The 26,041-nt window shown below is 62.9% G+C and carries 29 protein-coding genes and 1 riboswitch; of the genes, 9 read left to right on the top strand and 20 right to left on the bottom strand.

The genetic code is table 11. From position 1 onward, the window contains the following. The first annotated feature begins 151 nt into the window (after window positions 1-151). The gene (locus AC3WOY_RS15485) at window positions 152-961 is read left to right on the top strand and encodes an acyl-CoA thioesterase (RefSeq protein WP_492425310.1); all 810 of its coding nucleotides are present in this window, start codon (window positions 152-154) and stop codon (window positions 959-961) included. Window positions 962-964: 3 nt separating this feature from the next. Here AC3WOY_RS15485 and AC3WOY_RS15480 read toward each other — a convergent pair whose 3' ends face one another. From AC3WOY_RS15480 to AC3WOY_RS15470, 3 genes are all read right to left on the bottom strand, one after another. After that, window positions 965-1,264, bottom strand: a complete 300-nt coding sequence (locus AC3WOY_RS15480) for a hypothetical protein (protein ID WP_492425308.1) — start codon at window positions 1,262-1,264, stop codon at window positions 965-967. 53 nt (window positions 1,265-1,317) lie between these two features. After that, a riboswitch (cyclic di-GMP riboswitch) is annotated at window positions 1,318-1,403 on the bottom strand. Window positions 1,404-1,499: 96 nt separating this feature from the next. Beyond that, window positions 1,500-2,429 carry a tetratricopeptide repeat protein gene (locus tag AC3WOY_RS15475; RefSeq protein ID WP_492425306.1) on the bottom strand — a complete coding sequence of 310 codons (930 nt, stop codon included), beginning with the start codon at window positions 2,427-2,429 and terminating at the stop codon, window positions 1,500-1,502. A 2-nt stretch (window positions 2,430-2,431) separates the two neighbouring features. Beyond that, window positions 2,432-3,061, bottom strand: coding sequence for an SEL1-like repeat protein (locus tag AC3WOY_RS15470; protein ID WP_492425304.1), 630 nt, complete (start codon window positions 3,059-3,061; stop codon window positions 2,432-2,434). A gap of 374 nt (window positions 3,062-3,435) precedes the next feature. Here AC3WOY_RS15470 and AC3WOY_RS15465 point away from each other — a divergent pair, with 374 nt between their 5' ends. Both AC3WOY_RS15465 and AC3WOY_RS15460 read left to right on the top strand, forming a co-directional pair. Further along, window positions 3,436-4,425, top strand: a complete 990-nt coding sequence (locus tag AC3WOY_RS15465; RefSeq protein ID WP_492425302.1) for a porin — start codon at window positions 3,436-3,438, stop codon at window positions 4,423-4,425. A gap of 278 nt (window positions 4,426-4,703) precedes the next feature. After that, complete coding sequence (locus AC3WOY_RS15460) at window positions 4,704-4,910, top strand: hypothetical protein (RefSeq protein WP_492425300.1); 207 nt, start codon at window positions 4,704-4,706, stop codon at window positions 4,908-4,910. Window positions 4,911-4,926: 16 nt separating this feature from the next. Here the strand turns inward: AC3WOY_RS15460 and AC3WOY_RS15455 are convergent, their stop codons facing one another. The 7 genes from AC3WOY_RS15455 to AC3WOY_RS15425 form a co-directional block, all read right to left on the bottom strand. Then, entirely contained in the window at window positions 4,927-5,571 is a 645-nt protein-coding gene (locus AC3WOY_RS15455) for an MBL fold metallo-hydrolase (protein WP_492425298.1), read from the bottom strand. A gap of 42 nt (window positions 5,572-5,613) precedes the next feature. After that, a complete protein-coding gene (locus tag AC3WOY_RS15450; protein WP_492429323.1) occupies window positions 5,614-6,738 on the bottom strand; it encodes a YbdK family carboxylate-amine ligase in 1,125 nt (374 codons plus the stop codon). Next, window positions 6,738-7,922: a cation:proton antiporter gene (locus AC3WOY_RS15445; RefSeq protein ID WP_492425296.1), complete on the bottom strand. Its 1,185-nt coding sequence runs from the start codon at window positions 7,920-7,922 to the stop codon at window positions 6,738-6,740. Before AC3WOY_RS15445 ends, AC3WOY_RS15450 begins: the two co-directional genes overlap by 1 nt. 227 nt (window positions 7,923-8,149) lie before the next feature. Further along, on the bottom strand, window positions 8,150-9,499 hold the full coding sequence (locus tag AC3WOY_RS15440; protein WP_492425294.1) for an ATP-binding protein: 1,350 nt from the start codon (window positions 9,497-9,499) through the stop codon (window positions 8,150-8,152). 1 nt (window position 9,500) lies between these two features. After that, the gene (locus AC3WOY_RS15435) at window positions 9,501-10,160 is read right to left on the bottom strand and encodes a response regulator (protein ID WP_492425292.1); all 660 of its coding nucleotides are present in this window, start codon (window positions 10,158-10,160) and stop codon (window positions 9,501-9,503) included. A 167-nt stretch (window positions 10,161-10,327) separates the two neighbouring features. Continuing rightward, on the bottom strand, window positions 10,328-10,489 hold the full coding sequence (locus tag AC3WOY_RS15430) for a hypothetical protein (protein ID WP_492425290.1): 162 nt from the start codon (window positions 10,487-10,489) through the stop codon (window positions 10,328-10,330). Window positions 10,490-10,733: 244 nt separating this feature from the next. Continuing rightward, complete coding sequence (locus AC3WOY_RS15425; protein WP_492425288.1) at window positions 10,734-11,486, bottom strand: metallophosphoesterase family protein; 753 nt, start codon at window positions 11,484-11,486, stop codon at window positions 10,734-10,736. A 118-nt stretch (window positions 11,487-11,604) separates the two neighbouring features. On the opposite strand from AC3WOY_RS15425, the gene AC3WOY_RS15420 reads away from it, so the two are divergent. After that, window positions 11,605-12,432 (top strand): nucleotidyltransferase, encoded by an 828-nt coding sequence (locus AC3WOY_RS15420; protein ID WP_492425286.1) that lies wholly within the window; start codon window positions 11,605-11,607, stop codon window positions 12,430-12,432. Here the strand turns inward: AC3WOY_RS15420 and AC3WOY_RS15415 are convergent, their stop codons facing one another. From AC3WOY_RS15415 to AC3WOY_RS15380, 8 genes are all read right to left on the bottom strand, one after another. Then, window positions 12,433-13,731 carry an NAD(P)/FAD-dependent oxidoreductase gene (locus AC3WOY_RS15415; RefSeq protein WP_492425284.1) on the bottom strand — a complete coding sequence of 433 codons (1,299 nt, stop codon included), beginning with the start codon at window positions 13,729-13,731 and terminating at the stop codon, window positions 12,433-12,435. Window positions 13,732-13,774: 43 nt separating this feature from the next. Then, a complete protein-coding gene (locus AC3WOY_RS15410; RefSeq protein ID WP_492425282.1) occupies window positions 13,775-13,936 on the bottom strand; it encodes a hypothetical protein in 162 nt (53 codons plus the stop codon). 95 nt (window positions 13,937-14,031) lie between these two features. Continuing rightward, entirely contained in the window at window positions 14,032-15,780 is a 1,749-nt protein-coding gene (locus AC3WOY_RS15405) for a type IV pilus assembly protein FimV (protein ID WP_492425280.1), read from the bottom strand. A gap of 148 nt (window positions 15,781-15,928) precedes the next feature. After that, complete coding sequence (locus AC3WOY_RS15400) at window positions 15,929-16,285, bottom strand: carboxymuconolactone decarboxylase family protein (RefSeq protein WP_492425278.1); 357 nt, start codon at window positions 16,283-16,285, stop codon at window positions 15,929-15,931. A 106-nt stretch (window positions 16,286-16,391) separates the two neighbouring features. After that, window positions 16,392-16,664, bottom strand: a complete 273-nt coding sequence (locus AC3WOY_RS15395; protein ID WP_492425276.1) for a hypothetical protein — start codon at window positions 16,662-16,664, stop codon at window positions 16,392-16,394. Window positions 16,665-16,725: 61 nt separating this feature from the next. Further along, complete coding sequence (locus AC3WOY_RS15390) at window positions 16,726-17,073, bottom strand: hypothetical protein (RefSeq protein ID WP_492425274.1); 348 nt, start codon at window positions 17,071-17,073, stop codon at window positions 16,726-16,728. 27 nt (window positions 17,074-17,100) lie between these two features. Beyond that, on the bottom strand, window positions 17,101-17,685 hold the full coding sequence (locus tag AC3WOY_RS15385; RefSeq protein ID WP_492425272.1) for a hypothetical protein: 585 nt from the start codon (window positions 17,683-17,685) through the stop codon (window positions 17,101-17,103). A 260-nt stretch (window positions 17,686-17,945) separates the two neighbouring features. Next, window positions 17,946-18,236 (bottom strand): hypothetical protein, encoded by a 291-nt coding sequence (locus AC3WOY_RS15380; RefSeq protein ID WP_492425270.1) that lies wholly within the window; start codon window positions 18,234-18,236, stop codon window positions 17,946-17,948. 142 nt (window positions 18,237-18,378) lie between these two features. Between AC3WOY_RS15380 and AC3WOY_RS15375 the strand changes: the two genes are divergently transcribed. Further along, entirely contained in the window at window positions 18,379-18,882 is a 504-nt protein-coding gene (locus AC3WOY_RS15375; protein ID WP_492425268.1) for a BCAM0308 family protein, read from the top strand. A gap of 60 nt (window positions 18,883-18,942) precedes the next feature. Here AC3WOY_RS15375 and AC3WOY_RS15370 read toward each other — a convergent pair whose 3' ends face one another. Together AC3WOY_RS15370 and AC3WOY_RS15365 are read right to left on the bottom strand one after the other, a co-directional pair. Further along, a complete protein-coding gene (locus AC3WOY_RS15370; protein ID WP_492429321.1) occupies window positions 18,943-20,580 on the bottom strand; it encodes an acyl-CoA synthetase in 1,638 nt (545 codons plus the stop codon). 150 nt (window positions 20,581-20,730) lie between these two features. Further along, entirely contained in the window at window positions 20,731-21,945 is a 1,215-nt protein-coding gene (locus AC3WOY_RS15365; protein ID WP_492425266.1) for an ABC transporter substrate-binding protein, read from the bottom strand. 157 nt (window positions 21,946-22,102) lie between these two features. On the opposite strand from AC3WOY_RS15365, the gene AC3WOY_RS15360 reads away from it, so the two are divergent. From AC3WOY_RS15360 to AC3WOY_RS15345, 4 genes are all read left to right on the top strand, one after another. Beyond that, window positions 22,103-24,058 (top strand): PAS-domain containing protein, encoded by a 1,956-nt coding sequence (locus tag AC3WOY_RS15360; protein ID WP_492425264.1) that lies wholly within the window; start codon window positions 22,103-22,105, stop codon window positions 24,056-24,058. Beyond that, on the top strand, window positions 24,055-24,789 hold the full coding sequence (locus AC3WOY_RS15355) for a response regulator transcription factor (RefSeq protein ID WP_492425262.1): 735 nt from the start codon (window positions 24,055-24,057) through the stop codon (window positions 24,787-24,789). Before AC3WOY_RS15360 ends, AC3WOY_RS15355 begins: the two co-directional genes overlap by 4 nt. Continuing rightward, a complete protein-coding gene (locus AC3WOY_RS15350) occupies window positions 24,779-25,171 on the top strand; it encodes a hypothetical protein (protein ID WP_492425260.1) in 393 nt (130 codons plus the stop codon). Before AC3WOY_RS15355 ends, AC3WOY_RS15350 begins: the two co-directional genes overlap by 11 nt. A 92-nt stretch (window positions 25,172-25,263) precedes the next feature. Continuing rightward, on the top strand, window positions 25,264-25,896 hold the full coding sequence (locus AC3WOY_RS15345) for an MlaC/ttg2D family ABC transporter substrate-binding protein (protein WP_492429319.1): 633 nt from the start codon (window positions 25,264-25,266) through the stop codon (window positions 25,894-25,896). Window positions 25,897-26,041 lie beyond the last annotated feature (145 nt).

The following is a 26,041-nucleotide window of genomic DNA, read 5'->3' as shown; positions in this document are numbered from 1 at the left end:
GACCCAGTATAGCAGCAAGCGGCAATTTTTGTATCCGCACGGCAACTTTTTGAGAATCCGCTGATTTTCCGCAAACCCTGCACCGGCCGGCAATTTTGTTTACCATTGAAAAGCACGAGTGTTCGCATTTCTCAATCAGACAAGAAAGCCCATGACAACCCACCCATTTGACCAGGCGCTCGCCCTGGAGGCGGAAAGCGACGACCTGTATCGCGGCCATACGTCCGAACATTACTGGAACATGATCTCACCGTTCGGCGGCACCACGGTCGCCACGCTGCTGCAGGCGATCCTGTCGCACCCGCGCCGGCTGGGCGATCCACTGGCCATGACGGTCAACTTCGCGGGGCCGCTCCAGAAAGGCGGGTTCCGCATTCGGGTGCATCCGGTGCGCACCGGCCGGTCGACGCAGCACTGGCAGATGGAAATCCGCCAAGGCGATGATGCCGAGCCGGCGATTACCGGCACCGCGGTGTTTGCGGTGCGGCGCGACGCCTGGTCCGACACCGAATCAACGATGCCTCCGGCCGCGGCGCCGGAAGAGCGCGACCGCTACGCATCGCCGGCCAACGTCCCTTTCCTCCAGATGTACGACGTGCGCTATGTCAACCGTGATCCGCTCGCAGGAGGAAGCGACAGCGACACGCAATGCTGGATCAGCGACGTGCCGCCGCGCGGGCTGGACTTCCCGTCCATCGCCGCGCATTGCGACACCTTCATTCCCCGCCTGTTCGTGCGCAAGGGCGGTCCGACGCCGATCTCGACGGTGACGCTCACGATCAACTTCCATGCGGACAGCGAGGCGCTGCAGAAGGTAGAGGGACACCACACTTTTGCAACGGCAAAGGCGAACGCCTTCAACGGCGGGTATTACGACCAGGAGGGAAAGGTCTGGTCCAGGAACGGCATCCTGCTGGCGACCACGCACCAGATGGTGTGGTACCGGGACCAGTCGTTATAGTCTTCAGCGCTTGGCGGTCTGGCCGTAATACATTTCCGCCTGCTGAACGGGCATCGGCTGTCCCGGCGGACGTGGGTGGCGAGCGACGGCACGGGTGATCACCGGAGAGTTGGCGTCCATCGTCTTGACGGACGCCACGAGGCTGTCACGGAAAGCATTGCGGAACTCTTCCGACTTGAAGCATTTGTTGTCGGACTTCTTGCTGACCACAATCATCATTTCACTGCTGTTGCTGACGAATCCGCATTCGGCCCAGCCGAGAGCGGGTATGAGGAGGAGAGCGGCGATGGCGTACTTCAACATGATTCGGCGTTTTGCAAACAGGGCACGCCGCGATGCTGCGAGACTCCGCTTCAGGAGGCGGCTCCGCTACCATGAGAGTTTCTCTTTTAGGCCGGAAGCTTTGCGTCCCGGTCTTTCGACCGGTTTGCCCTGTATGGGTTATTGTGCGAGCCAGTATAGCAATGGAGCGCAATGCGTGCAGGGAGGCCGCCACCCTCGCCTCGCGATTCCTTGACCCGTATCAGGGAGTCGCGAATCAGTCCTTCAACAGACGCTGTACGGCGCACCAGTCGGGCACCAGTTTCTTCAGCCGGTACAACCTCTGCCGGTACTTGCCTTCCGCTCCGGATGAACAATCGAGACCTTCGAATGCATGCGCGATGCGCTCGATCTCGGCACGGTCGTCATCGCTCGCGACGAGGATCAGGCGACGCCTGCCGCGCGCATAATCCGCCCGGATGTCAACCAGCAGGCAATGCCCGAGATTCGCGGATGCAAGGTCGATCAGCAGGGCCTCCGGCAGCGACAGGCCGAAGCGCGCCGCAAGCGCGATACGCGCGTTCACGACGAGCGGCACCTTGAATGCATGCTGTGCAAGCTGCTGCTGCACTTCCAGTGCCCAGCGGGAGGGCGACGGACGCGATGCCAGTTTTTCCAGCCGCATGGCGGCCTCGCTGCATCCCTGCAGCGCAGCCTTGTGCAGCCAGTAGAGAGCGAGCACGTCCCTGCTCGCATCGCCTTTGCGGGTACGCCAGACCAGCATGCCGAGTTCGCGTTGCGCGACGTGGTAACCGGCGGATGCCGCCTTGCAAAGATAGGCATGTGCCTGCGACAGGCTGCGTTGCGAAAATTCGGCCTTTTGATAAATCCGCGAAATCGCGTACCACGCCTTCTCGATGCCCTGGTCGGCCGCAAGGGTCAGCCAGCGAATGGCCTCCTTGTAGTTGGCGATGCCATCGATGGCGTCACTGCGCTTGCCATCGATATCCATGCGTGCAAGCAGCAGTCCCAGCGACAGCTGCGAATCCCGGTCGCCGGCCGATGCGGCACACTCAAGAAAGCGCATCGCCTCACGCTTGTCGCCATCGGCGCTCAACATCAGCGCGTGCGCTGTGCGCGCGAGCAGGCGTACCTCTTCCGGCGACAGCGGTGGCGCGGCATGCGCGAATTGCAAAGCGGTATTCACGGTCAGCCGGCGCGTTGCACGAGTTCACGTGCCAATGGAAGAGACCAGCGCAGGAACGCGGCGTAATCCGCGACCGCCCACGCGCGCTCGGCGAGCGCATATCGCGCAGCAAGGATGCCGGCATCGGCCGCGCTTGCCGCCCATTCGAGCGGCGATGCCGATGCCTTGCGCGCACCGCGCGCGGCAGGATCGGCAACAGAAAGTTCCCTGGCTCCGGATTGCTGGGCAAGCAGCCATTGCGCATCGGGCATGTTTGCCTGTGCCGCTGCCTGCAAGGCACGCATGGCCTTGTCATGCCACGCCGTACGCAATGCCGCGTCATCCATCACCAGGCGCGCGAGCGTCAGCCCCGCTTGCATTACACCCGCATCGAATGCCTTCTCATACCACGGCAGCACGGCGCCGGCAGAGGCAATATTGCGCACCGTCTCATAGGGGATATGCTCGCCGATCAGCCGCCACGCATCCGCAATATCGCGCCGTGCGGCACGGTCGAGCCAGTGCAGTGCCGACATCGGGTTCCGGGGCAGGCCGCTGCCGCCGAACAGGTAGTGCCTACCGAGTGTCAGTTGCGCTGCGGCGTCGCCGGCGCGCGCCGCCCGGATCACCGGCAATAAGTCACGAGTTGCCATGCTTGCTCTTGGTTGAATGGTGATGCGGCGCAGAGTGCGCACCGCTTGAAAGAGTAGCTAGCGTAGCGATTTGGCAACTTTCGCTGTATTCGTAATTTCACGTAGCTCGCACACTGGCGAAATGCAGCGAAATTTTCTTTTGTCCGTCGAATGGTTTGATGGCGAAAACAAAATTTGCGGAGCGTCGCAATTCCCCCACATGCGCGTTGTGAAAAGGCGACGCAGATACCGACTGTCATTGGCGTTTTGACTATTGCGAGGAAATCAACTTACCAAGCCTCTGGATTGATGCACCGCGCTGCCTCTATCGTTCGATGCATCCGCGCAAGTGGATATGCATACTGGTTTCCCCCTCTCAACTCAAGGACTCAAGAATGAAGAAATCGCTACTCGCGCTTGCCGTGATCGGCAGCTTTGCCGGAACCGCTTCGGCCCAGACCAACGTGAGCATCTACGGTGTGGTTGACGCCGGCATCGTCTTGGAAAAAGGCGGCGCCGCCGGTTCCGTTTCCAAACTGACGAGCGGTGTTGCTTCCGCTTCGCGCATCGGCTTCCGCGGTACGGAAGACCTGGGTGGCGGCCTGTCCGCGAACTTCGTGCTGGAGAACGGCTTCAATGAAGACACCGGCGCGCTGACCGGCGGCCTGCTGTTCGGCCGTCAGGCATACGTCGGACTGAAGGGTGGCTTCGGCGCGACCAACTTCGGCCGCCAGTACACCCCGCATTACCTGGTTTCCGCCGCAGCCGACCCGTTCGGCAACGGCATGGCCGGCCGCTTCACCAACCTGATGGCCAACTCCGGCACCCGCATGGACAACACCGTCAAGTACACCTCCCCGTCCATGGGCGGCTTCACGGGTGAACTGGCTTACGGCTTCGGCGAAGTTGCAGGCAACAACTCCGGCAGCCGTGCAATCGGCGCTTCGCTGAACTACGGCGCAGGCCCGCTGAAGGTCGGCCTCGGCTACCACAAGCTGAACAACGCAGCGGCAACCGACAGCGCGAAGAACACCGTCATCGGCGGCACCTACGACTTCGGCGTCGCCAAGGCTCACCTCGCCTACGGCAAGAACAAGGGCACGGGCACCGTCGACAACAACGACCTGCTGGTCGGCGCAACCGTTCCTTTCGGCCCGCACAAGCTGCTGGCTTCGTTCATCCGCAAGGATGACGACTCCGCGCTGAACCGCGACGCCAACCAGTGGGCGCTGGGCTACTCCTACGCGCTGTCCAAGCGTACCGACTTCTACACCGCCTACGCCCGCATCAACAACAAGCGTGGCGCGACCTTCACCGTCGGTAACAACACCGAAGCCGGTTCCGGCAACAAGGCGTTCAACCTCGGCGTTCGCCACACCTTCTGATGAAGGCCTGCCTGTTCCCGCTGCCTGAACGCAGGGGGAACGGCATCAAGCATTGCATTTGTGCCGCTGCATCCCTCCGGCAGCGGCACTGGTAGTCCCAAGGTGTTGTCTCTACCATATCGCAAGATATGGCTTTGCCCGCGCGCTGCAGCGGGCTTTTTTTCGTCTGTACAATTGCAGCGTTTTGTTTGACGAACTTATCCCAGGTTAAGGAAATCCCGTGCTGCTTTCATTAGCATGGGCCGCGCAGTGTCATCGACAACTTCAGGAGGTGAGCAGTGCAGCATTACTACGTCAACAAGCTGGCCATGCCGAACGGCGAACATGAGGTGCACGTCCCGCGCTGCACCTACCTGCCCGAGGGAGACAACGGGATCTACGTGGGTTCCTTCACCCGATGCAGCGAGGCCGTCGAGGCCGCCAAGGCGCACTTCGACAAGGTGACCGGATGCAGGGTGTGCTGCGGCCCCGGCCACACCAGCTGATCTTTTTCCGTCTGACTTAACCGAATCGCATGTCTGCGACGAAGGGATTGTTTTGCCTTTCGTTGCCGAAGGTCGAGGCCGGACCATGTCCGGGCACGAAGGTGACGTCGTCGCCGAGCGGCCAGAGCTTGTTGCGGATGGAGTCGATCAAGGTGTCGTAATCGCCGCGCGGGAAGTCGGTTCTGCCGATCGATCCCTGGAACAGCACGTCCCCCACCAGCGCAAGGCGGACATCGCGCTGGAAGAACACGACATGCCCCGGCGTATGTCCCGGGCAGTGCAGCACTTCCAGCGTCTGCGCGCCGAAAGTCACGATGTCGCCGTCATTGAGCCAGCGGTCGGGCTCGAAGGCGTCGGCGTGCGGGAAGCCGACACGGCGGCAAGCCTCGGCCAGTTGGTCGATCCAGAACTTGTCCTCGATATGCGGGCCCTCGATCGGCACGCCGAATTCCTTGCGCACGAGGTCGGCCGCCGCGCAGTGATCCATGTGGCCATGCGTGAGAAATACCTTTTCCAGCGTCACGTCCAGCTGCTTGAGCGCGTCGCGCAGGCGCGGCACTTCGCCGCCCGGATCAACCAGTGCGGCGTGCCTGGTCTGTTCACAGACCAGGATGCTGCAGTTCTGCTGATAGGGAGTGACGGGGACGATGGCGCATTTCATGGCAGGAAAATCCGTGGGTGAAAGCCAGAAAGTATGCCACGCTCAAGCGCGGCCTTCGCGAAAACGCCGTATCGCCGCGTCGACCATGCCTTCCGGGCTGCCAGTGCCGGCGCGTTCGCTGCGCAGGAAACTCGCATCGTTGCCCGCATTCGCGGCCTGCCGGATGTGCTCCAGCGCAGACAGGCCGCCGAGCGATGCGGCGTAGGGCTCGATCAGGCGTAGCGTGGCGTGCACGTCGTCACGGATGACCACGGCTTCATGGCTCTTCGGATGCACCATGGCGCCGTCGAGGCCGAAACGGCAGGCCTGGAAGCGGTTGTAGTTGTACACGAGGTAATCGTCTTCGGCGGGCACCGGTTCCGTCCCTTCCATGAGATAGCAGCATAGTGCCTGCAGGTAGCCGGCGAGCGCCGCGGCGCGGTCCACCGTCAGCGGCGTGTCGCAGACACGCAGTTCGATCGTGCCGAATTCGGGCTTGGGCCGGATATCCCAATAGAAGTCCTTCATGCTTTTCACAATGCCGGTGTCTTCCATCCGTGTGAAGTAGTCGCGCTCAAAATCTTCCCATCGCAACAGGAAAGGCGCCCGTCCGCTCAACGGGAAAGCGAATACCGAATTCAGCCGCGCCGAGTTGAACAGTGTGTCGCTCCCCTGGACGTAGGGCGACGATGCCGAGAGCGCGATGAAATGCGGGATGTAGCGGTTCAGCGAATGCAACAGCAGCAAGGCGTCGTCGCCGGACGGGCAACCGATATGGATATGCTGGCCGAAAATAGTGAACTGTTTTGCGAGGTAGCCGTAGAGACCGGAAACCTGCTTGAAGCGCGGCTTGGAAAAAATCCTGCGCTCCGCCCAGCGCTGGAACGGATGCGTACCGCCGCCGCAGACGCCGACGTTCAGCATGTCGCCCGCCTGCACCAGGCAGTCGCGGATGCTGTGCAACTGCGCCAGCAATCCGGCGTGGTCCGATTGCACATCGGTCGACACCTCGATCATGCTTTCCGTGATCTCGGGCACAACATTGCCTGGAAATCGTTTGCGTCCGAGCAGATGCAGCATGTCCGGGCTGGCATCGACGAGGTCGAAGTCGCTCAGGCTGACAAGCTGCAGTTCGAGTTCGACACCGAGCGTCAGCGGACGGGATGACTTGAAGGCTTCCAGCGGCATCATTCCTCCTTGCCGGACGTTTCGCCCGCCAGCTTCAACGCCCATTGCGTGAGCAGCGGGCCGGCGATCGCAAGAAACAGCGTGGCGGCAGCGAGCGGCGCAAGCTGGTCCATCAGGTCGATGCCCATCGCGCGCGTCCGTACCAGCATGGCCAGCACCAGCACCGACATCGGCGACAGTGCAAGCGCGGAGAGCAGGCCCTTGCGCCAGGTTGTCCCGCTGGCACGCGCGAACAGCGTCACACCAGCGATTTTCGCAGCGAGACGCACGCCGAGGACAGCAAATGCAATTCCTATGCCGGCCGCAATGCGCGGCCACGCAAGGGTCGCACCGATGAACACGAACAGCAGCACGGTGAGCATGTCGCCGAGTGCGCCAAAGTTGCGCTGCGCCTGTCCCAGCGTCACGCGCCGGTGACGTGTGACGAAGCCGAAAGTCAGCGCCGCCAGCACGGGCGACATCCTGAGTGCCTGCGACAACGCGCAGAGCAGTATCACCGCCACGGCGAAAGCCAGGGTCGCATCGCCGCCGAGCGTGTCCAGACGGCGCAGCAGGCCTGGGACCGCGATTCCGAACACCACGCCGAGTCCACCCGACACAAGCAGCAGGACAATGCTGTTCGACACCGCGCCCAGCAGGCTGCCGGAATGCTGGAAGGTCCACAGTCCCACAATGATGTTGAACACGAATACGGCGAGAACGCAATTCAGTGCCGACAGGTGCAATGCGCGCTCGGTGACCTGTCCCGAGCTGCGCTGTTCGTTGACGACCCGCAGGATTTCGGCGGGCGAACTCGCCATGGCGAGCGACGCCAGCAGCATCGCGGGCAACGGTGCCATGCCGGCGATCTCGGCGACGGCAAACACGGCAGCGAAGGTCGCTGCCGCTTCAACCAGTCCGCTCGCGCCTATCCATGGGTTGGCGCGCAGCCAGCGCAGGTTGATCCGGTATCCGAACTCGAACAGGATGAGGCCAAAGGCGATATTGGCGAGCAGCATGGCGGCGCTTTCGCCGGGCAAGGGCAGCAGGCCCGCCTGCGCATGGGACAGCAAGAAGCCTGTCAATGCATAAATGGTGATGCGGGGCAGCCCCACAGTTCGGTGGACCAGTTCGCCCAGTACCCAAGCCAGCGCAATCGAAAACGGCCAGACGAGGTCGGCGATGCCTGTCAGGAATTCCGGCATGCATGCTCCTATATTTTTGGCAAATCCCGCGCGGAATGGTTATTACTGTTGGGACGGCGCGGAAAAAAAACGGCCCGTGTGGGATAAGCCAGACGGGCCGAATAGGGAAATCAGATTGACTCTGTCTCGGCTACGAAAGCGTGACTTTCGTTCTGCTCGCGGCTGAGATATGTCATCTTGCACCACAACACTTAGGGGAAACTTAAGAATCGGCGAAATATGCCTTGTCAGGCTGTCATCGCCTCGGGCTCTGCGACATCCGTGTCCTTCGGCAACGGGAAGCTGACCGTGACAGCCAGGCCGCCCAGTTCCGCCTGGCCCAGTTCCACAGTGGCCTCGTGCCGTTCTGCGATCGCCTTCACGATGGCCAGTCCCAGGCCGCTGCCGCTCGGACTGGTACCGGGAACGCGGTAGAAGCGGTCGAAGATGCGAGCGCGGTTTTCCTCGGGAATGCCCGATCCCGAGTCCTGGATGGTCAGGCGTGCGGCCGTGCCATCGGCCACGAGATCGATGCGCACGCGGCCATGCTCCGGCGCATAGCGGACGGCATTGTCGAGCAGGTTGCGCACCAGGATGCGCAGGCCTTCGGCATCGCCCTTGATCTCGGAATGCGCGTAGGCGCCGTATTCGAGCTGGATGTGCCGCGCCAGCGCGATCGGCGCGACATCGCCCGCTGCCTGTTCGATGCAGGCGGTCAGCGGGATCAGGCTCATTTCCGCCGCCTCGGACAAGGGATCCTGACGCGCCAGGGCCAGCAGTTGTTCGACCAGGCGCGATGCGCGATCGACGCCGCCCTGCAGCCTGCCCACCGCCTGCACGCGAGCCAATTCATCCTTTGCGCGCGCAAGCGTCTGCACCTGCAGCTTCAATGCGGTCAGCGGCGAACGCAATTCGTGCGCGGCGTCGGCGACGAAGCGTTGTTGCGCGTGCAGCGCCTGGGCCGTGCGGACGAGCAGCGAATTCAGTTCCGCCACCAGCAGCGACACTTCCTTCGGAACGCCCCTGGCATCGACCGGATCGAGCGAATCGGCAGTGCGCGTGGCAAGGTCGCGGCCGATGCGGTTGAGCGGCGACAGTGCGGCGCTGACCACCCACCAGGCGGCGGCGAACAGCAGCAGCGACACGGGGATGGACGGCCACAGCGAATGGATGGCAAGGGAGATCGCGCGGTCGCGGCGTGTGTCGACCTTTTGCGCGACCTGGATCACGCGCGTGCCGTTCTGCACGTTGTAGATGCGCCATTCGCCGTTGTCGAGATTGACGTTGGAATAGCCGAGCTCGCCGCGTTCGGGCAGGTTGCGGTAGGTGCGCGACTGGTAGACGCGCACACCGTCGTCGGTCCAGATCTGGATCACGAAGTCGAAGCCGGCCATGTCGCCGCCGCTGGAGGACTTGTACCACGATGGCTGCTGGTAGGCGCTGTCCTGCAGCGCCAGCGCAATCTGTTCCATGTGGTAGTCGAACAGGTCGTTGGCTTCCTGCATGGCGGCGCGGAAGGAGGCGGCGAACTGCACCGCGGTCGCCACCAGGATGGCGGCGCCGAGCAGGATCAGCAGGCGGATGCGGAGGGAGCGCATGTTACGTTTTTTCCACCATGTAGCCGAGTCCGCGCACATTCACAATGAATTGCGTGCCGAGTTTCTTGCGCAGGCCGTGGATGTACACCTCGACTGCATTGCTTTCCACGTCGCCGGTCCAGCCATACAGGCGCTCTTCGAGCTGCGCGCGCGAGAGGATTGCGCCGGGCCGCGTAACGAGCGCCTCCAGCACCGCCCATTCGCGCGATGACAGCATCACCTGCTTGTCGGCGGCGAGCACCTGGCGCGTGGCGATGTTGACGATCACGTCGCCGCGGCGGTAGACCGGCTCGGCGCCGCCCTTGGCGCGGCGGATGAGCGCGTTCAGGCGCGCGATGAGCTCTTCCAGGTCGAACGGCTTGATGAGGTAGTCGTCGGCGCCGCTGTTCAATCCCTGCACGCGCTCGGCCACCGTGTCGCGCGCGGTGATGACCATGACCGGCAGGCGGTCGCCGCGCGCGCGCAGGTTGCGCAGCACATCGATGCCGTCGATGCGCGGCAGGCCGAGGTCGAGCAGCATCGCTTCGTATGCGTGCGCGGCGAGCGCCTTTTCGGCGTCGCGGCCGTCCTTCACCCAATCGGTGGCCAGGCCTTCGCCTTCCAGCGCGATCTGGATGTTTTCGCCGATCATGATGTCGTCTTCTACGAGCAGTACCTTCATTGGGAACAGGATGGGGAATTGCGGGATTCCCCGATTGTAGGCGTGCGAACGACCCTGCGGCAATCCTTGCAGAAATATCCTCGAAAACAAAAGGCCCGCATCTTTCGATGCGGGCCTTGCTCTCGTCTCCTTGACTCTTCCCTGGCGGGAAGAATTTTCGCTGCCGGTCAGCGTCCGCCGAAACGGCCGTAACGGTCGCGCCGCTCGCGCTCGGCGCGCTGGCGGTCGGTCATGCGGCTGCGGAAAAGACGGATCATGGCATCGCCGTTGCGCGGCTTGTCGCTGGCGCTGCCGGATTGGCGTGCGGGTGAAATCGATTTGTCTGACATGCTCTACTCCTCCGGTTGACGGCAGTCGTGGCGATGAATGCGGCATGACTGCGATTGACGCGAAGAATGTTCCCACATAAAACTTAGGCCAACCTTAAGATGGCCCGCGATGTTCAGACATGTTGAGATTTTTCCTGTTTGCTCTCTCATGAATATGTGATGCAGTGACGCGATTCTTGCGATTTCTCAACACAAATTATCCGATATTAGCTCAAGGAAATGCGTTGCCGGGTATCGGTCAACTTTACATGGCGGAGGGCTCGGATTTTGGAATTTCTATAATCCGGAACGGCGGCCTGTCCGTGAAGGTACGTTGCAGCAGCGGCTTGGCAACGTTGTACACAGGAATGTTGTTCGCCGTCTTCCCTTCCGGACAACCGCGATGCGCGTGCCCATGCAACACTGCATTGACGGGATAACGGAGCAAGGGATCTTCCAGCCTGCTCGATCCGAGGAAGGGAAAGATTTCGATCGGTTCGCCCTGCACGGTCGCTGCGATCGGCGAATAGTGCAGCAGCGCGATGCGCTGTGTCGTGCGCAGCTTGGCCAGCGCCGCCTCCAGCTTGAGCGCCTCCTGGATCGCCTCGTTGACGAACTGCTTGATCGCCACCTCGCCCCAGGGGCCGAGCGAACCGCGCCCGAATCCGCCGCAGAATCCCTTGGCGCCCGCAATGCCCACGCCGTGGATTTCGCACGGTTCGCCGTCGAGCACACGCACGCCTGCTTCACCGAGGATGCGGCGCACCTGGTCCTGCTGCCCAGACTCATAGTCATGGTTGCCGAGCACGGCAACGATGGGAATACGCGCGACGGAGAGATCGTCCGCCAGGACTTTCGCCTCTTCCGGCAAACCATAGTCGGTGAGGTCGCCGCACAGCAGCAGCGCGTCCGCCGACTCCGCCGCCTGTGAAAAGAAATTGCGCAGGCTGCCTGCCGATTCCTTCTTGCAATGAATGTCGCCTACCGCTGCAAACCGAATAGTTTCCTGTGAGACCACCGTGCGCTCCTTTCAGGCAGATTGTTCCTTTCGCTTCTCGCTACCTGTAAAGACCGTGACTTTGTGGCATAAGTTTTGCTGATTCTTTGTGTCATCACTGTGTCGATTGGGAACCATCATGGATGCCGCCATCTCGATCCTGCGCGCCGCTGAAAACCCCGAGCCTGAGGTCAAGGCGTTCTATCGCCGGGTGCTCGACATCCTGAACGATTCCGGCGTGCCCTTCCTTGTCGGCGGCGCGTATGCATTCAACCGCTATACCGGTATCAACCGCCATACGCGCGATCTCGACATTTTCATCCGCCGCGCCGACTTCGACAAAATCAGCGAGGCCTTGCGGCAGCAGGGACACAAAACCGAGCTGACCTTTCCGCACTGGCTGGGCAAGGTGCGCTTCGACGACGTCTATATCGATCTGATCTTCAGTTCGGGCAACGGCATCGCAGAAGTTGACGATCTCTGGTTCGAATACGCGGTCGATTCCAACGTGCACGGCGTGGATGTGAAGATCTGCCCGGCGGAGGAAATGATCTGGTCCAAGGCCTTCATCATGGAACGCGAGCGTTTCGACGGCGCCGACATCATCCACCTGCTCCATGCCTGTGGCGACAAGTTCGACTGGCCGCGCCTGTTCCGCCGCTTCGGGCCGCACTGGCGCGTGCTGCTGAGCCATCTGGTGCTGTTCGGCTTCGCTTATCCTTCCGCGCGCCATCTCGTTCCCGCGGCGGTGATGGATGAACTGGTCGAACGCTTGCGGCAGGAAACGCACTCGCCCTCGCCAGAACACAGCATCTGCCTCGGCACATTGCTGTCGCGCGAGCAGTACCTGAAGGACATCGAACAGGAAGGCTTGCAGGACGGGCGGATTGCCCCGCTGGGCAACATGACGCCCGAGGACATGGCGCTCTGGACGGAGGCGATCCAGGAGCACCACAAGCCGCATTGATTACAGGAGATCGCGCAACCGGTAGTAGAGCACGCCGAGCGCGACCGCCGGCTGGCGTATCCATCCGCCGCGCGGAAACGGCGCATGGCGGATGCGTCCCAGCAGGTCGAATCGCTCCGCATGGCCGGCAACGGCTTCGGCGACCATCCTTCCCGCCATGCCTGCGAGCGCGAGGCCGTGGCCTGAAAAACCTTGCAGGTAGTAGATGTTGTGCTCCAGCCGCCCGAAGTCGGGCGCATGGTTGATCGTGACGTCGACGAATCCGCCCCAAGCGTAGGGCACGCCGAGATCGGCGAGCTGCGGGAACACGGCGAGCATGCGCGCGCGCACCTGTTCGACAAGATTGCGCGGCGTCGCGCCGCTGAAGGCATCCGCCCCGCCGAACAGCAGCCGGTCGTCGCCGGTGAGGCGAAAATAATCGAGCACGAAATTGGTATCGGACACCGCGGCGCGACGGCGGATAAGCGCATCGGCGCGTTCCTTCGACATCGGTTCGGTGGCAATGATGCAGGTGCCGACAGGGATGATGCGGCGCATGAGTTCCGGTGCGATGCTGCCGCCGAACTGGTCAAGGTAGACATTCCCGGCGAGCACGGCGAAGCGGCATTCGACTTCGCCGCCTGCCGTCTTCACGACGGGGCGTGGGCCGCGGCGAATGGCGGTCACCGCCGAATCCTCGAACATGCGCACGCCGGCGGCGCATGCTGCTTCCGCGAGGCCGAGGCAATACTTCAGCGGATGCAGATGGCCCGCATGCGGATCGAAGGCGCCGGCGTGGAATTGTTCGCTGGCGATCCACTCGCGGATTTCGGCCGTTCCTATCCATTGCATCGGATAGCCGTAGGCGCAGGCGAGATGGTCGACGAAGGCATCCAGGTCGCGCGCCTTGCGCGGCGAGGTCGCCAGCGTCATGCAGCCGGGCGTGTAGTCGCAGTCGATGCCGCAGTGCGCGATGCGTTCCTGCAGCAGCTGGACGGCTTCGATGGAAATGTCCCAGGCACGATGCGCATCTTCGCGCGGCAGCTGCCGTTCCATCGCGGTCTGCCCCGCATAACCGGGCAGCACCTGGCCGCCATTCCTGCCCGAGGCGCCCGAACCGATGCGGCGCGCCTCCAGCAGGGCGACCGAGAAGCCGCGCTGCGCCAGTTCGAGTGCGCTCGACAATCCGGCATAGCCGCCGCCGACGACACAGATATCCGCATGCACATGCCCCTGCAACGGACAACGCGCGGTCGGCCGCACCACACTCGCCTCATGGTAGGAGTTGTCGTTGAGTCCGGATTCTTTCTTCAGCAGCACGGGGAGTCACGGTGTGGGTCGGCGCCGGCGGCGCGGTCCTGCGTCAGGTGACGCGGAAGTTCTTGGCCAGCACGCCCAGCTCATCCATGCCGGACACGATCTCGTCGCGGATGATGCGCTGCATGTGCTGCGGGCGCCAGTTGCGTCCGGCGAGTTCGTGGATGGACAGCATGGCATCGTCGCAGGGATGGTAGGCGTAATGCACGGTCGGGCGGGATACAACTTGGACAAATGAACGACCGGGCGGTTGCACCGGCGCTGTTGCCATGCAGCGAAAGGAAATGCTGCCGCGAAGAATGGCTATCGCCTGTTGCCGTCTTCGGCCTTCTCGGCGGCCGGCTTGAGGAAATCGAAATCGAGCAATACCTCGGCCGGCTTCGCTTCCTCCAGGAGAGACTGCGGAATTTCGAGCGCGGCAACGGGCAGTTCGGGGATCGGTGCGAGATTCCCTTCGGCCGCCTGTGCGTCGGGATTGTCCAAGTCGAAGTCCACTTCGCCCGGCGCCGCCTCCAGCGCGGCAGGCGGGATTTCCTCGACTAGCGCGAGGCCGGGCAAGGGCGCGGAAGGCGGCTCGTCCTCGACCCGTTCAAGCACAAGCCCCGGCTCCGGAGCGGCCGGCGGCTCCGCCTGCACGGCATAAAGCGGGTTGGCGGGGGCGATCTCGCGGCCGAGTTCCGCTGCCTGCCGCCAGTCCTCGCCTTCTCCCTTTGTCATGCGATGCAGTTCGCGGGCAAGCGCATCGAAGCTTGGCAGGTCCTTGCGGCCGGCATAGATCGACAGCAGCTTCACGCGCACCGGATGACGGTCCGGCTGCCTGTCCAGGGCTTCCTTGAGGATGTCCTCGGCCTGCACGTCGCGGCCGTAGGCGATGTAGACATCGGCTTCTGCCAGCGGATCGACTTCGTGCGTGTGTCCGATAGCGGTGGGGAGGAGCATGCCGGTGGCAAGTGCCGTGGTGGCCGTGTCGCCTGCGCCGGTTGCCGTTGCCTTGTCTCCATGCGCATCGTTGCGGATGCCTGACTCGATGGCCTGCTTCGCTTTGCGGCGGCGGCTGGTGTAGATGCCTGCGGCGCCGAGCAAGGCCGCCAGCAGGGCGGCACCGGGAATCAGGTAATCCGTTTCCTCCTCGGGCGGTGGAGCAACGGGCTTCGGCGCTGCGGGAGCGGCTTTCGCGGGCGACGGAACGGCCGGCTGCTCCTGGGCGGCCGGCTTTGCCTCTGCAAAAGGGGCAGCCACCGGTAGCGCAGCGGGCGCTTCCGGCTGCGGTGCAGGCTTTGCCGGTGCCATGCCGGCTTCATTCTGCTTCTGCAGTTCCGCCAGCAGGGTATTGGTGACTTCCAGCAGCTTGTGGAGATCGTTGACTTTCTGCTCGAGCGCCTTGACGCGCGCGTTGGCATCGGCCACCTGCTTTTCCATGGTGGCGTAATCTTCCAGCGCGATGACGGCGGCCTTGTCGTCGGTGGCCGATACGGCAGTGACGCCGGTCAGCGTCAATCGCGGTTTTGTGGAAGCGGCCGGTGCTGCAGCCGGCTTGCTGCCCGATGGCTTTGGCGCGGCCGGCGGCGATGCGGGCTTGCGTGCCGGCGCGGGGGAAGCGCTTGGCGCAGCCACTGCCATCTGCGCACTATCGGCGGCAGGATCAAGGAGGAAGACATATTCGCGCACCACGCGTCCGCTGCTGCTGCCCAGCTCCAGCAGCATGTCGACAAAGGGTTCGTTGACCGGCTGCGTGGAGGTGACGTGGACGAACTGCCGCCCGCCGCGCTGCTCCACGGCGAAGCGCAGGGACATCAGCACGGGGTTGAATTCGATGTTGGCCCGGCGGTAGGCATCGACGCTCGCCAGCTTGACGGTGAGCGGGCCATCGTCCTGCCCTGCCGCCGAGATCAGTTCGATGTCCGCACGCAGCGGCTGGCCGAGGGAAGAGAGGACGGCAAGGTCGCCCCACCCCGCTGCATGTGCTTGTGAAAACAGCATCGCCGTCGCGACCGCCGCACTGAGTTTCTTGAGTTGAAACGCGATCGGTTTCGGTCGGTATGGCGAAAACATCAACGGCCTGCGAGGTGATTGGACGAATTATGCTAAGACGCGGCATGTACCGCGTCAATCATTCGTCCGGCTCACTGCAACAGCCCTTGTTCCATTGACATCAAACGCACGCGCGGGCGTCCGCTTCAGTGCTGACGTTTTGCCATCGTCACGCCCGGGACGAGAACTGGTCGAAAGCGGCGAGCGCATTGGCGGAGTACATCAGCGAGGGGCCGCCGCCCATGTACACCGCCATGGCCAGTGTCTCTTCGAGCTCGGCCTTTGTCGCGCCGAGCCTGACGAGCGCCTGCGCATGGAAACCGATGCAGCCGTCGCAGCGTGCCGCCACGCCGAGCGCCAATGCGATCAACTCCTTGGTCTTCTTGTCGAGCGCACCGTCGGCGGTCGCCGCGCGCGCCATGTCATTGAAGGCCGTCATCAGGCCCTGCTGGTCCTTGCGCAGGACAGCGAGGTGGGACGATATCGTTCTGGTCAGTTCCTGGTAATCGACCGTCGCGCTGCTCATGTCATTTCTCCTTGAGTGATGGGACGTGTCGATGCTAGGCGCGGCAACCGCATTTGTCTGTAACCGAGGTTACAGAACATCCTGCGCGCCGGGGCCGCACTTCTCTTCAGGGCGCAGGCCGGCCGCTCTCCGTCCGGGGAAGGCTGCGGTCCTTCGCAAAGCTTCCTTCATCGAAGCTGACTTCCAGGTCTTCCGCCGTGCCGGCGCCGCCCTGCCGCGTGAACAGTGCGAGCGCATAGTCCTTCAGCATTGCCTCGCGTTCTTCTTCGTTCAGGTCCCGCCAGGGCTTGCCGCGATGCTGCGCGACCACTTCCTCGACGGAAAATTCGACCGAAGTTTCAATGCCGTCTCCACGAATCCAAGCTTTGATGCCGTCCATGCTCAACCCTCCTTGCCAGGTGTTGGACACCCTATGCAAGCGAAAGACATGCCGGCCTGCGTCAACGCTCCCAGTGCACGCGCAGCAGCCGATGCGACTCGCCGAAATGGAATTTCAGGTTGCCCTGGTAGGTGCTGCGCAAGGTTTCGCCGATCGCGCGCGCGAGGCGCACATCGTTGGTATCGATCAGCAGCCTGCTGCCGTCGGCACGAACCGAGACGATCCGTTTTCCCGGTTGCCCAGTGATTTCGCATTCTTCAAACCTGCGCACCAGGTCGATGATTTCGTCATGATGTTCCAGCGCGAATGCGCCGGCAATGGAGACACAAGCCGCGGGCAGGGTTTCGTCTTCGAAACGGTGCCGTTCAGGATGGATAGCTGACAAAGGCGGGCGCCGTGATTTCATCATATCTCCCTGAAGGACATCGTTCACCGGTCAATGCATGTGCCGCAAACGCAGCTGGGGCGACTGCGGCCGCCGGCGTGGAAGTCCGCCGCCGGCGGCGCGTTCGTCCTGCTGCCGCACTGTCGAATCCGAGAGGCAGGAGGCGGCAATCTGGAACCATGCCTCGGTGGACAGCAGCTGGCGCGCGGCCGGAAACAGTTCGTCCTCTTCCAGAGACAGCCGTGCCATCACCTGGCGGCAATAGAGTTCGATGGCCGAGACCAGGGCGATGACGTCGGCGCAGCTTCCGGCGACGGCACGCTCCATCTGGCTGCACACGTGCAGCAGGATGCGCATGGCATCGGTGCACAGCGCATCGAGGCGGTCCAGCAGGCCGGCGAGGTCGGACGGCGTCCGGCGCAGGGCCGGAATCACGTACAGCTCCACTTTCCGCTGGTGACAATACTTGTCGACCTTCATCAGTTTGTGGAGGACGCGTTCAAGCCATACCCGGTCCACGCCGTCGGCGCATAACCAGGATGCATTGTGCAGGTACTGTTCCAGCTTGCCGAGGATGCGGCGCGTGTTCTGCTGCTCGCTGGACAGGACCACCATGGAATAGGTGGTGGTCAGCATGTTCGAATTTCCTATGAATGCAAATATTGCGTGGTGCCCTGCCATCCGGCAGAAACAAGTGGTCGGAGAGTACAACAAGGCCCTTGCCAAAGCACCAACGCTGCTTGACCCGGGTCAACGAAATCGAAGGCCTTGCTGGACTATTTGAAGAAGGTGTTTCGCTGTGGAAAGCGTTTGATTCCGGTCAACGAATCGGAGGGGGAAATGAAGGGAAAAATGCAGGCGCCGCCGGCGGGCGGCAGCCTGCACCGGAGGATGCGCTAAACCAGCCCGAGGATGCGGCCGATCTCGGCGATATAGCGGCTGTCCTGCAGCACTTCGCTTTCGACGCGCGCCGTCATGTCCTGCAGCGTGCCGCGCACGGTGTGCAGTTTTTCCTTTACCAGCACATGTTCGCCGTCGCCGGCGGCGAGGAGTTGTTTCAGGTGGTCGATTTCCTGGCGCAGAGCTTGCACGTCGGGACGGTCGGCGGGCGCGCTGGCGAGTTCCTGCTCCATGGCTGCCACCAGGCTGCGAACCCGGTCGAGGCTGAAATTTTCATTCGTGGTCATGGCTGCTGGTCCTTGATGATGGGTCATGCATTCATTGTAGCCCCGGCGCGGATTTCCGGTAACCACCATTTGCGATTCTTTCCGTCCAGCCTCTTTGCATCTTTGAAGAATGGACTATGTTGATAGGTGAAAGGAGCCTCTCATGAAATCAGTACATCCATCCTCGCCTTCCTTCCAGCCGGGAAGGCATCTGGAGGTCCTGGACGAGCCTGTGCATGATGCGTCGCGCGATGCTGAAAGAATGGCATCGCCGGCGGTGTGCACGGAATGCGGCGCCGTGTACGGCGAGGGCCACTGGAGCTGGACGTCGGCGCCGTCGCATGCGCTGCAGATGCGCTGTCCGGCCTGCCGCCGCATCGCCGAAGGACGTCCGGCGGCGCATGTCACGGTATCGGGACAGTTCGCGCAGGAGCATGCGAACGAGGTCACGCATCTCGTGCGCGATGTGGAACAGCGGGAAAAGACGGCGCATCCCCTGCGGCGGATCATGTCCATCGAGCCCAACGGCGATGAGCTGGAGGTATCCACGACAGATGTCCGGCTGGCGCAGGATATCTGCAATGCGCTGCTGGACACCTATGACGGGAAGCTGAACGTGGATTACGACGAGGGAGAGCGGTTGTTGCGGGTGAAGTGGGTGACGTAAAGGTTACTCCCCTCTCCCGCCTGCGGGAGAAGGGAGTATCTCTTCGATTCAGCTATCGTCCTACTTCAACGCATCCGTAGACTTCACCTGCTGCCTTAACGCGAACTTCTGGATCTTGCCGGTCGAGGTCTTCGGCAGTTCGCCGAACATCACCGTACGCGGCACCTTGAAGCCTGCGAGATGCTGCTTGCAGTGCGCAATGATTTCCTCTGCCTTCACATCCGCTCCCGGTTTCACCTCGACGAAGGCACACGGCGTCTCGCCCCATTTCGCATCGGGCTTCGCCACCACGGCCGCGGCCATGATCGCCGGATGGCGGTACAGCACGTCTTCGACCTCGATGCTGGAAATGTTTTCGCCGCCGGAAATGATGATGTCCTTGCTGCGGTCCTTGATCTTCACGTAGCCGTCCGGGTTCATCACCGCCAGGTCGCCGGTATGGAACCAGCCGCCGGCGAAGGCTTCTTTGGTGGCCTTCTCGTTCTTCAGGTAACCCTTCATGGTGATGTTCCCGCGGAACATGATCTCGCCCATGGTCTCGCCATCCGCCGGCACCGGCTGCATCGTGTCCGGGTCCATCACCGTGATGCCCTGCTGCAGGTGGTAGCGGACGCCCTGGCGCGCGTTCAGGCTTGCGCGATCGCCGATGTCGAGGCCGTCCCAGGATTCATGCTTCACGCATACCGATGCCGGACCATAGACTTCGGTCAGGCCGTACACATGGGTGATGTCGAAACCCATTTTCTCCATGCCTTCGATCATCGAGGCCGGCGGGGCGGCGCCGGCGACCATCGCCTTGACGGTGTGGTTGATGCCGGTCTTCAGTTCCTGCGGAGCGGCCAGCAGCAAGCTGTGCACGATGGGCGCGCCGCAGTAGTGCGTCACCTTGTGCTCGCGGATCAGGTTGAGGATGGCGGGGGCTTCGACACGGCGCAGGCAGACATTGACGCCGGCGCGCGCGGCGATCGTCCACGGGAAGCACCAGCCGTTGCAGTGGAACATGGGCAGCGTCCACAGGTAGACCGGGTGCTTGGGCAGGTCCCATTCGAGGATGTTGGACACGGCGTTGAGCAGCGCGCCGCGATGATGATAGACCACGCCCTTGGGATTGCCGGTGGTGCCGGAGGTGTAGTTCAGGCAGATGGCCTGCCATTCGTCGGCGGGCAGTTGCCATTCGTAGCCGGCGTCGCCGCCGGAAATGAAGGATTCGTATTCGATGGTGCCGATGCGGTCGCCGCTGCCGATGTATTCGGGATCGTCGACATCGATCACCAGCGGCTTGCGGGTGGAGAGTGCCAGCGCCTTTTCCATCACGCCGGAAAACTCGCGATCGACGATGACAACCTTGGCCTCGCCATGGTCGAGCATGAAGGCGATCGACTCGGGATCGAGGCGGGTATTGAGGGAGTTGAGCACCCCGCCCGTCATCGGCACGCCGAAGTGCGCTTCGACCATGGGAGGCGTATTGGGCAGCATGACGGCGACGGTGTCGCCCAGGCCGACACCCGACTTCGACAGGGCGGAAGCAAGCTGCTTGCAGCGCGCGTAGGTGGTGGCCCAGTTGCGACGGATATTGCCGTGGACGACCGCGAGGCGCTCAGGGTACACAGCCGCTGCGCGTTCAATGAAGGTCAGCGGCGACAATGAGGTGTAGTTGGCTGGGTTGCGTTCGAGACCGCTGTCGTACATGTGGGGCATGGCTGTCTTCTCCAGGTTGAACTGCATATCAGGTTGGCGAAGCATACCGATGTTCTTTTGCCAAGACCATACCGTAAAGTTACGACATCGATAGCAGCGAATTTCTGTATGGAAAATGCGGCGCGAGGATGACGCGCCGCATTGTTCCGCTTATTTCTTCACCAGCGCGCAACGTGATTGGGCAAGGGGCTGGAAGGCCTCCGTCGCCGGGATCACGGCCTGCACGTTGTAGTAGTCCCACGGCGTCTTCGACTCTTCCGGCTTCTTCACGCGCAGCAGGTACATGTCGTGCACCATGCGGCCGTCGTCGCGGATGCTGCCGTTGGTGGCGAAGAAATCGTTGACCGGCGTCTTCTTCATCTGCGCCATCACCTTCGTCGTGTCGTCGCTGTTGATTGTCTTCACTGACTTCAGGTAATGCATGACCGCCGAGTACATGCCCGCCTGCACCATCGTCGGCATGCGCTTCTGCTTTTCAAAGAAACGTTTCGACCATGCGCGGGTGGCGTCATTCAGGTTCCAGTAGAAGCCCTCGGTGAGGTACATGCCCTGCGTCGCCTTCAGGCCAAGGGTGTGGATGTCGCTGATGAACATCAGCAAACCGGCCAGCGACTGCTTCGGCGTCAGGCCGAATTCGGCCGCCTGCTTGATGGCATTGATGGTGTCGCTGCCCGCGTTGGCCAGGCCGACGACCTGCGCCTTCGACGTTTGCGCGCTCACCAGGAAGGAGGAGAAGTCCGAGCTCGGGAACGGATGGCGCACCGCGCCCACCACGTTGCCGCCATTGGCCTTGATGACTTCGGATGCATCCTTCTCCAGCGAGACGCCGAAGGCATAGTCGGCGGTCAGGAAGAACCAGCTCTTGCCGCCCTGCTTCACCACGGCGCGCGCGGTGCCGTTCGATACGGCATAGGTATCGTAGGTCCAGTGCACCGTCACGTCGTTACAGTCTTCGTTGGTGATGCGGGTCGACGCCGCGCCGGAGATCAGCGCGATGCGATTCTTTTCCTTTGCGATCTTCATGACGGCGAGCGCAGTCGATGTGGTGACCAGTTCGCTGATCGCATCGATCTTTTCGGTATCGAACCATTCGCGGGCGCGATTGGCCGCGATGTCGCCCTTGTTCTGGTGGTCGGCGGAAACGATCTCTACCTTGAAGGATGGCTTCTCCGATGCCATGAAGTCTTCGACGGCCATGCGCGCCGCGAGCACCGCGCCGCTGCCGGCGATGTCGGAATAGGTGCCGGACAGGTCGGTCAGCACACCGATCTTGACGAGGTTGTCCGATACCTGGGCGGATGCGGGTGCAGCCAGGGCGGCGCAGCAGGCGGCGGCCAGGGCGGTCTTGCGTGCAAGGCGAATCATGTTTGTCTCCTGTTTATCCGCTTTTCTTGGCGGGGAGTCTGGATCTTAGGAAGGAAGCATTGCGCAAGTTTTTCGCAAATGTATCGAATCGTAACGGGGCGCTTTTTCGTCCCCTGTGCCATGATTACAATCGACCTGAACAGTTACGGGGACAACCATGGCCGCACAAGCAGACGACATCTTTGGCGATCTAGAGAACCGGATGGCCATGCTGCAGGCCGGTCTCGACCTGATCGACCAGGGATTTACACTCTTCGACCACGACCTGCGGCTGGTCGCCGGTAACCGCGCCTTTGCGACGCTGCTCGAATTCCCCGACGAACTGATGCGCATCGGCACGCCCTTTGAAGCCTTCATGCGGTACAACGCCGAACGCGGCGAGTATGGTTCCGGCGACGTGGAGACCCTGGTGCGCGAGCGCGTCGATGCCGCGCGCCGCTTCCAGCCCCATTACGCGGAACGCGAGCGGCCCTGCGGCCAGATCATCGCCATCCGCGGCGTGCCGCTGCCGCACCGCGGCTTCGTCACCCTGTACACGGACATCACCGAGCAGCGCAAGGCAGAACGGCTGATCCGCGAGCGCAACGCCGACCTCGAACAGCGCGTCCTCGAACGCACGCGCGAGCTGCGCCGAAGCGAGGAGCGGCTGCGCCTGATCACCGACGCCATTCCGGCATTGATCGCCTACATCGACAAGGACGAGGTCTACCGCTTCGCCAACCGGGGCTACCTGGAGTGGTTCCGGCGCGAACCGCACGAACTGGTGGGCTGCAGGGTCGCGACCGTCATCAGTCCGGCACTGTATGCCGAGGTCAATCCCTACCTGCGCCGCGCGCTCGCGGGCGAGGCGGTGAGTTACGAATACGCGATGCCGGTGGATGGCGAAACCCGGCATGCCCGCAGCGAGATGGTGCCGGAGGTGGACAACGATGGCGAGGTCCAGGGCGTCTTCGTGCTGTCGGCCGACATCACGGAACAGAAGCGCACGCAGGCGACGCTGATGCAGGCGCAGAAGATGGAGGCGGTCGGTCAGCTCGCCGGGGGCATCGCGCATGACCTGAACAACATGCTGACGGTCGTGCTCGGCAATTTGTCGGCACTGGAAGAACGCACGCGCGGCAGCAGCGAATCGCAGGAACTGGTGGAACCGGCGCTGCTCGCGACCCGCCGCGGCGCTGCGCTGATCAAGCGGCTGCTGACCTTTTCCCGCCAGCAGCCGCTGGAGCCGCGGCCTGTGGATGTGGCGGAGCTGATCAATGAATTCAGGACGCTGCTGCGCCGTTCTCTGCCGGAAAACATCGCACTCTCGCTCGAATTGCGGGACGGCCTCGCGCATGCGATGACCGATCCGCACCAGCTGGAGAGCGCCCTGCTCAACCTCTGTCTCAACGCGCGCGATGCAATGACCTCGGGCGGCACGCTGACGCTGTCCACCCAGCTCATGACCGTGGACACGGGCGAAGCGGCGGCACTTGGCATGCATGCCGGACGTTATGTCGGCATCACCGTCGCCGACACCGGCCACGGCATGGACAGCCAGACGCTGATGCGGGCCTGCGAGCCCTATTTCACGACCAAGCGCTTCGGCAGCGGCAGCGGGCTGGGCCTGGCCATGGTGTACGGCTTTGCGCAGCAGTCCGGCGGTGCGCTGCGCATCCGGAGCGCGCCGGGAGAAGGCGCCGTCGTCACACTGCTGCTGCCCGCCACGGACAAGGCTCCCGCGCCACAGTCCGAACCGGATTACATTTCATCTCGCACCAAGACCTCACCGCTGGTGCTGCTCGTAGAAGACGATGCCGACGTGCGGCAGGTAGTGCGGCGGCAACTGCTCGACCTTGGTTACATGGTGGTCGAGGCGGCCGACGGGCGTGAAGCGCTCGACATGCTGGCCCAGATCGACGAAATCCGCTTCGTGATCTCCGACGTGGTGATGCCCGGCGGCCTGGACGGCCCGGCGCTGGCGCGCAACGTGCGGGCGACGCGGCCGGACATCGGCATCCTCCTCATCAGCGGCTATGACCACGGAAGCGCCGGCGCGGATGAGTTTCCGCTGCTGGACAAGCCCTTCACCAAGCCCGACCTTGCCGCGGCGCTTGCAGGTTGCATCACATGACCGCTCAGGACAACGACCGCCTGATCGTCGTGGTCGAGGACGATTACCTTGTCGCGCGCACGCTGCAGACCACGTTGCGCGACTTCGGCTTCATCGCGGAGTGGTGCCGTACCGGCGCGGAACTGATGCGGCTGATGCAGGTGCGCACGCCGGCGCTGTGCATCATCGACCTCGGCCTGCCGGACGGCGACGGCCTCGACCTGGTGCGGCGGCTGCAGTCCGAACAGCGCTGCGGCATCCTGATCGTCACCGGCCGCGGCTTTCTCACCGACCGCGTGATCGGGCTGGAACTCGGCGCCGATGACTACATGACCAAGCCTTTCGAGCCGCGCGAACTGGTGGCGCGCGTACGCAGCATCCTGCGGCGTACCGGCCGGACGGCCCCGTCGGAATCGCATGCGTCGAGGGTGGCGGTGCGCCGAGCCCGCTTCGCCGAATGGCAGTTCGAGCCGGCCAACCTCACGCTGACCGGCAAGGACGGCAAGAGCGAGGAATTGAGCGCGGCCGAGGCGCGCCTGCTTACGCTCTTCCTGGAAAACCCGAACCGCATCCTCGACCGCGAGCGCCTCGCCGGCAGCCGCGACATCTCGCCCTTCGACCGCAGCATCGACGTGCGCGTCTCGCGCCTGCGCAAGCGGCTGTGCGACTCGCCCAGCCACCCGGTGCTGATCAAGACGGTGTATGGCGCGGGCTACCTGTTCGCAAGCCGCGTGGAGTGGGATGAAGGCTGAAGCAGGCCGCCGAAAAGGTTACTCCTTGGGCAACAACAGGATCGCCCGTCGCGCGGTTTCAATACGGAATTGGATTTCCGCGCGGAACCAATTCCAAACCCGTTGGTCTACCGCCAATGCAATGAATTTGCATACTTTCGACAACACGGGTGATGACATGAAGTGGTTTTATGAATGGCGCCTGAAGCGGGTTCGCTCAGAGATTTCGGCACTCGAAAATGCCACCAAGATAAAATTGCAGGATGACTACACGGGCCATTCCAGGCTCCGTGTGCTGCAAAAGGTGGAAGCCAACCTGCAGAAGCGCCTGGGCAAGTATGGCGACAAGCCGGCAAGGAAAGAACTGGCCGAAGCGCCGGGCGATCTCAAGCAGTCGACCTGACACCGACCGCAAGGCCACGGGTACGGGATGAGGGGCAGGCACGTTGTGCCTGCCTCTTTTTTCATCACACTGGAGCGAGACCCATCATGATATTGAAAGCGTTCAAACTGCTGTTCCTGCTGGCGGCGACCGTTGCCACGGTCGCTTTCGCCGCCGATGCCCCGAGCCAGGAAGCGCCGGACGCGCTGGTCAAGCGCATCACCGCGGACGTGATGGAGACGGCAAGGACCGACAAGGAGATCAAGGCCGGCAACCGCAAGCGCATCCTGCAGGTGGTCGAGGAAAAGATCCTGCCGCACGTGGACCTGGAGCGCACCGTCGCAATGGCCGTCGGCCGCCACTGGCGCGAGGCGACGCCGCAGCAGCGCCGGCAGCTGACCGACGAGTTCCGCACCATGCTGGTCCGCACCTATGCCGGCGCGCTGTCGCTGGTGGGCGACCAGAAGCTGGTGTACATGCCCCTGCGCGCGTCTCCGGACGATACGGACGTCACCGTGCGCTTCGAGGTCCGGCAATTGCGCGGGCGCGATCCCGTGCAGGTCAGCTACCGGCTGTACAAGGCGGCGGACGGCTGGAAGGTGTATGACGTGAATGTGCTCGGAGTATGGCTGGTCGAGACTTACAAGAGCAGCTTCAACAACGAGATCGCCAGGAACGGGATCGACGGGCTGATCCGCACGCTGTCCGACAGGAACCGGGAACTGGCGGCACGCTCGACCAGCTGATTCCGCCTGGCTCGTCCGATCGCAGCAGGGGCGCTTCAGCACGGATCCAATGCAGAACAGCGCTGCTCCCTGCCATGCAGCGTTTTGCGAAGGGAAATACGCTCGCGAAATGCCGTAGTCACACGCGAACGGAACCACATGCTGC

It is taken from the genome of Noviherbaspirillum sp. FW303-A3 (assembly GCF_058788695.1).
Note: the sequence above shows the minus strand (reverse complement) of the source record. Positions and strands in the feature narration are given on the sequence as shown.

Bases quoted from the DNA above. Each gene is read 5' to 3' on its own strand.
- AC3WOY_RS15485 (WP_492425310.1), top strand. From the start codon at position 152: ATGACAACCCACCCATTTGACCAGGCGCTCGCCCTGGAGGCGGAAAGC.
- AC3WOY_RS15480 (WP_492425308.1), bottom strand. From the start codon at position 1,264: ATGTTGAAGTACGCCATCGCCGCTCTCCTCCTCATACCCGCTCTCGGC.
- AC3WOY_RS15470 (WP_492425304.1), bottom strand. From the start codon at position 3,061: ATGGCAACTCGTGACTTATTGCCGGTGATCCGGGCGGCGCGCGCCGGC.
- AC3WOY_RS15465 (WP_492425302.1), top strand. From the start codon at position 3,436: ATGAAGAAATCGCTACTCGCGCTTGCCGTGATCGGCAGCTTTGCCGGA.
- AC3WOY_RS15455 (WP_492425298.1), bottom strand. From the start codon at position 5,571: ATGAAATGCGCCATCGTCCCCGTCACTCCCTATCAGCAGAACTGCAGC.
- AC3WOY_RS15450 (WP_492429323.1), bottom strand. From the start codon at position 6,738: ATGCCGCTGGAAGCCTTCAAGTCATCCCGTCCGCTGACGCTCGGTGTC.
- AC3WOY_RS15445 (WP_492425296.1), bottom strand. From the start codon at position 7,922: ATGCCGGAATTCCTGACAGGCATCGCCGACCTCGTCTGGCCGTTTTCG.
- AC3WOY_RS15440 (WP_492425294.1), bottom strand. From the start codon at position 9,499: ATGCGCTCCCTCCGCATCCGCCTGCTGATCCTGCTCGGCGCCGCCATC.
- AC3WOY_RS15435 (WP_492425292.1), bottom strand. From the start codon at position 10,160: ATGAAGGTACTGCTCGTAGAAGACGACATCATGATCGGCGAAAACATC.
- AC3WOY_RS15430 (WP_492425290.1), bottom strand. From the start codon at position 10,489: ATGTCAGACAAATCGATTTCACCCGCACGCCAATCCGGCAGCGCCAGC.
- AC3WOY_RS15420 (WP_492425286.1), top strand. From the start codon at position 11,605: ATGGATGCCGCCATCTCGATCCTGCGCGCCGCTGAAAACCCCGAGCCT.
- AC3WOY_RS15405 (WP_492425280.1), bottom strand. From the start codon at position 15,780: ATGTTTTCGCCATACCGACCGAAACCGATCGCGTTTCAACTCAAGAAA.
- AC3WOY_RS15400 (WP_492425278.1), bottom strand. From the start codon at position 16,285: ATGAGCAGCGCGACGGTCGATTACCAGGAACTGACCAGAACGATATCG.
- AC3WOY_RS15395 (WP_492425276.1), bottom strand. From the start codon at position 16,664: ATGGACGGCATCAAAGCTTGGATTCGTGGAGACGGCATTGAAACTTCG.
- AC3WOY_RS15390 (WP_492425274.1), bottom strand. From the start codon at position 17,073: ATGATGAAATCACGGCGCCCGCCTTTGTCAGCTATCCATCCTGAACGG.
- AC3WOY_RS15385 (WP_492425272.1), bottom strand. From the start codon at position 17,685: ATGCTGACCACCACCTATTCCATGGTGGTCCTGTCCAGCGAGCAGCAG.
- AC3WOY_RS15380 (WP_492425270.1), bottom strand. From the start codon at position 18,236: ATGACCACGAATGAAAATTTCAGCCTCGACCGGGTTCGCAGCCTGGTG.
- AC3WOY_RS15375 (WP_492425268.1), top strand. From the start codon at position 18,379: ATGAAATCAGTACATCCATCCTCGCCTTCCTTCCAGCCGGGAAGGCAT.
- AC3WOY_RS15370 (WP_492429321.1), bottom strand. From the start codon at position 20,580: ATGCCCCACATGTACGACAGCGGTCTCGAACGCAACCCAGCCAACTAC.
- AC3WOY_RS15365 (WP_492425266.1), bottom strand. From the start codon at position 21,945: ATGATTCGCCTTGCACGCAAGACCGCCCTGGCCGCCGCCTGCTGCGCC.
- AC3WOY_RS15360 (WP_492425264.1), top strand. From the start codon at position 22,103: ATGGCCGCACAAGCAGACGACATCTTTGGCGATCTAGAGAACCGGATG.
- AC3WOY_RS15355 (WP_492425262.1), top strand. From the start codon at position 24,055: ATGACCGCTCAGGACAACGACCGCCTGATCGTCGTGGTCGAGGACGAT.
- AC3WOY_RS15350 (WP_492425260.1), top strand. From the start codon at position 24,779: ATGAAGGCTGAAGCAGGCCGCCGAAAAGGTTACTCCTTGGGCAACAAC.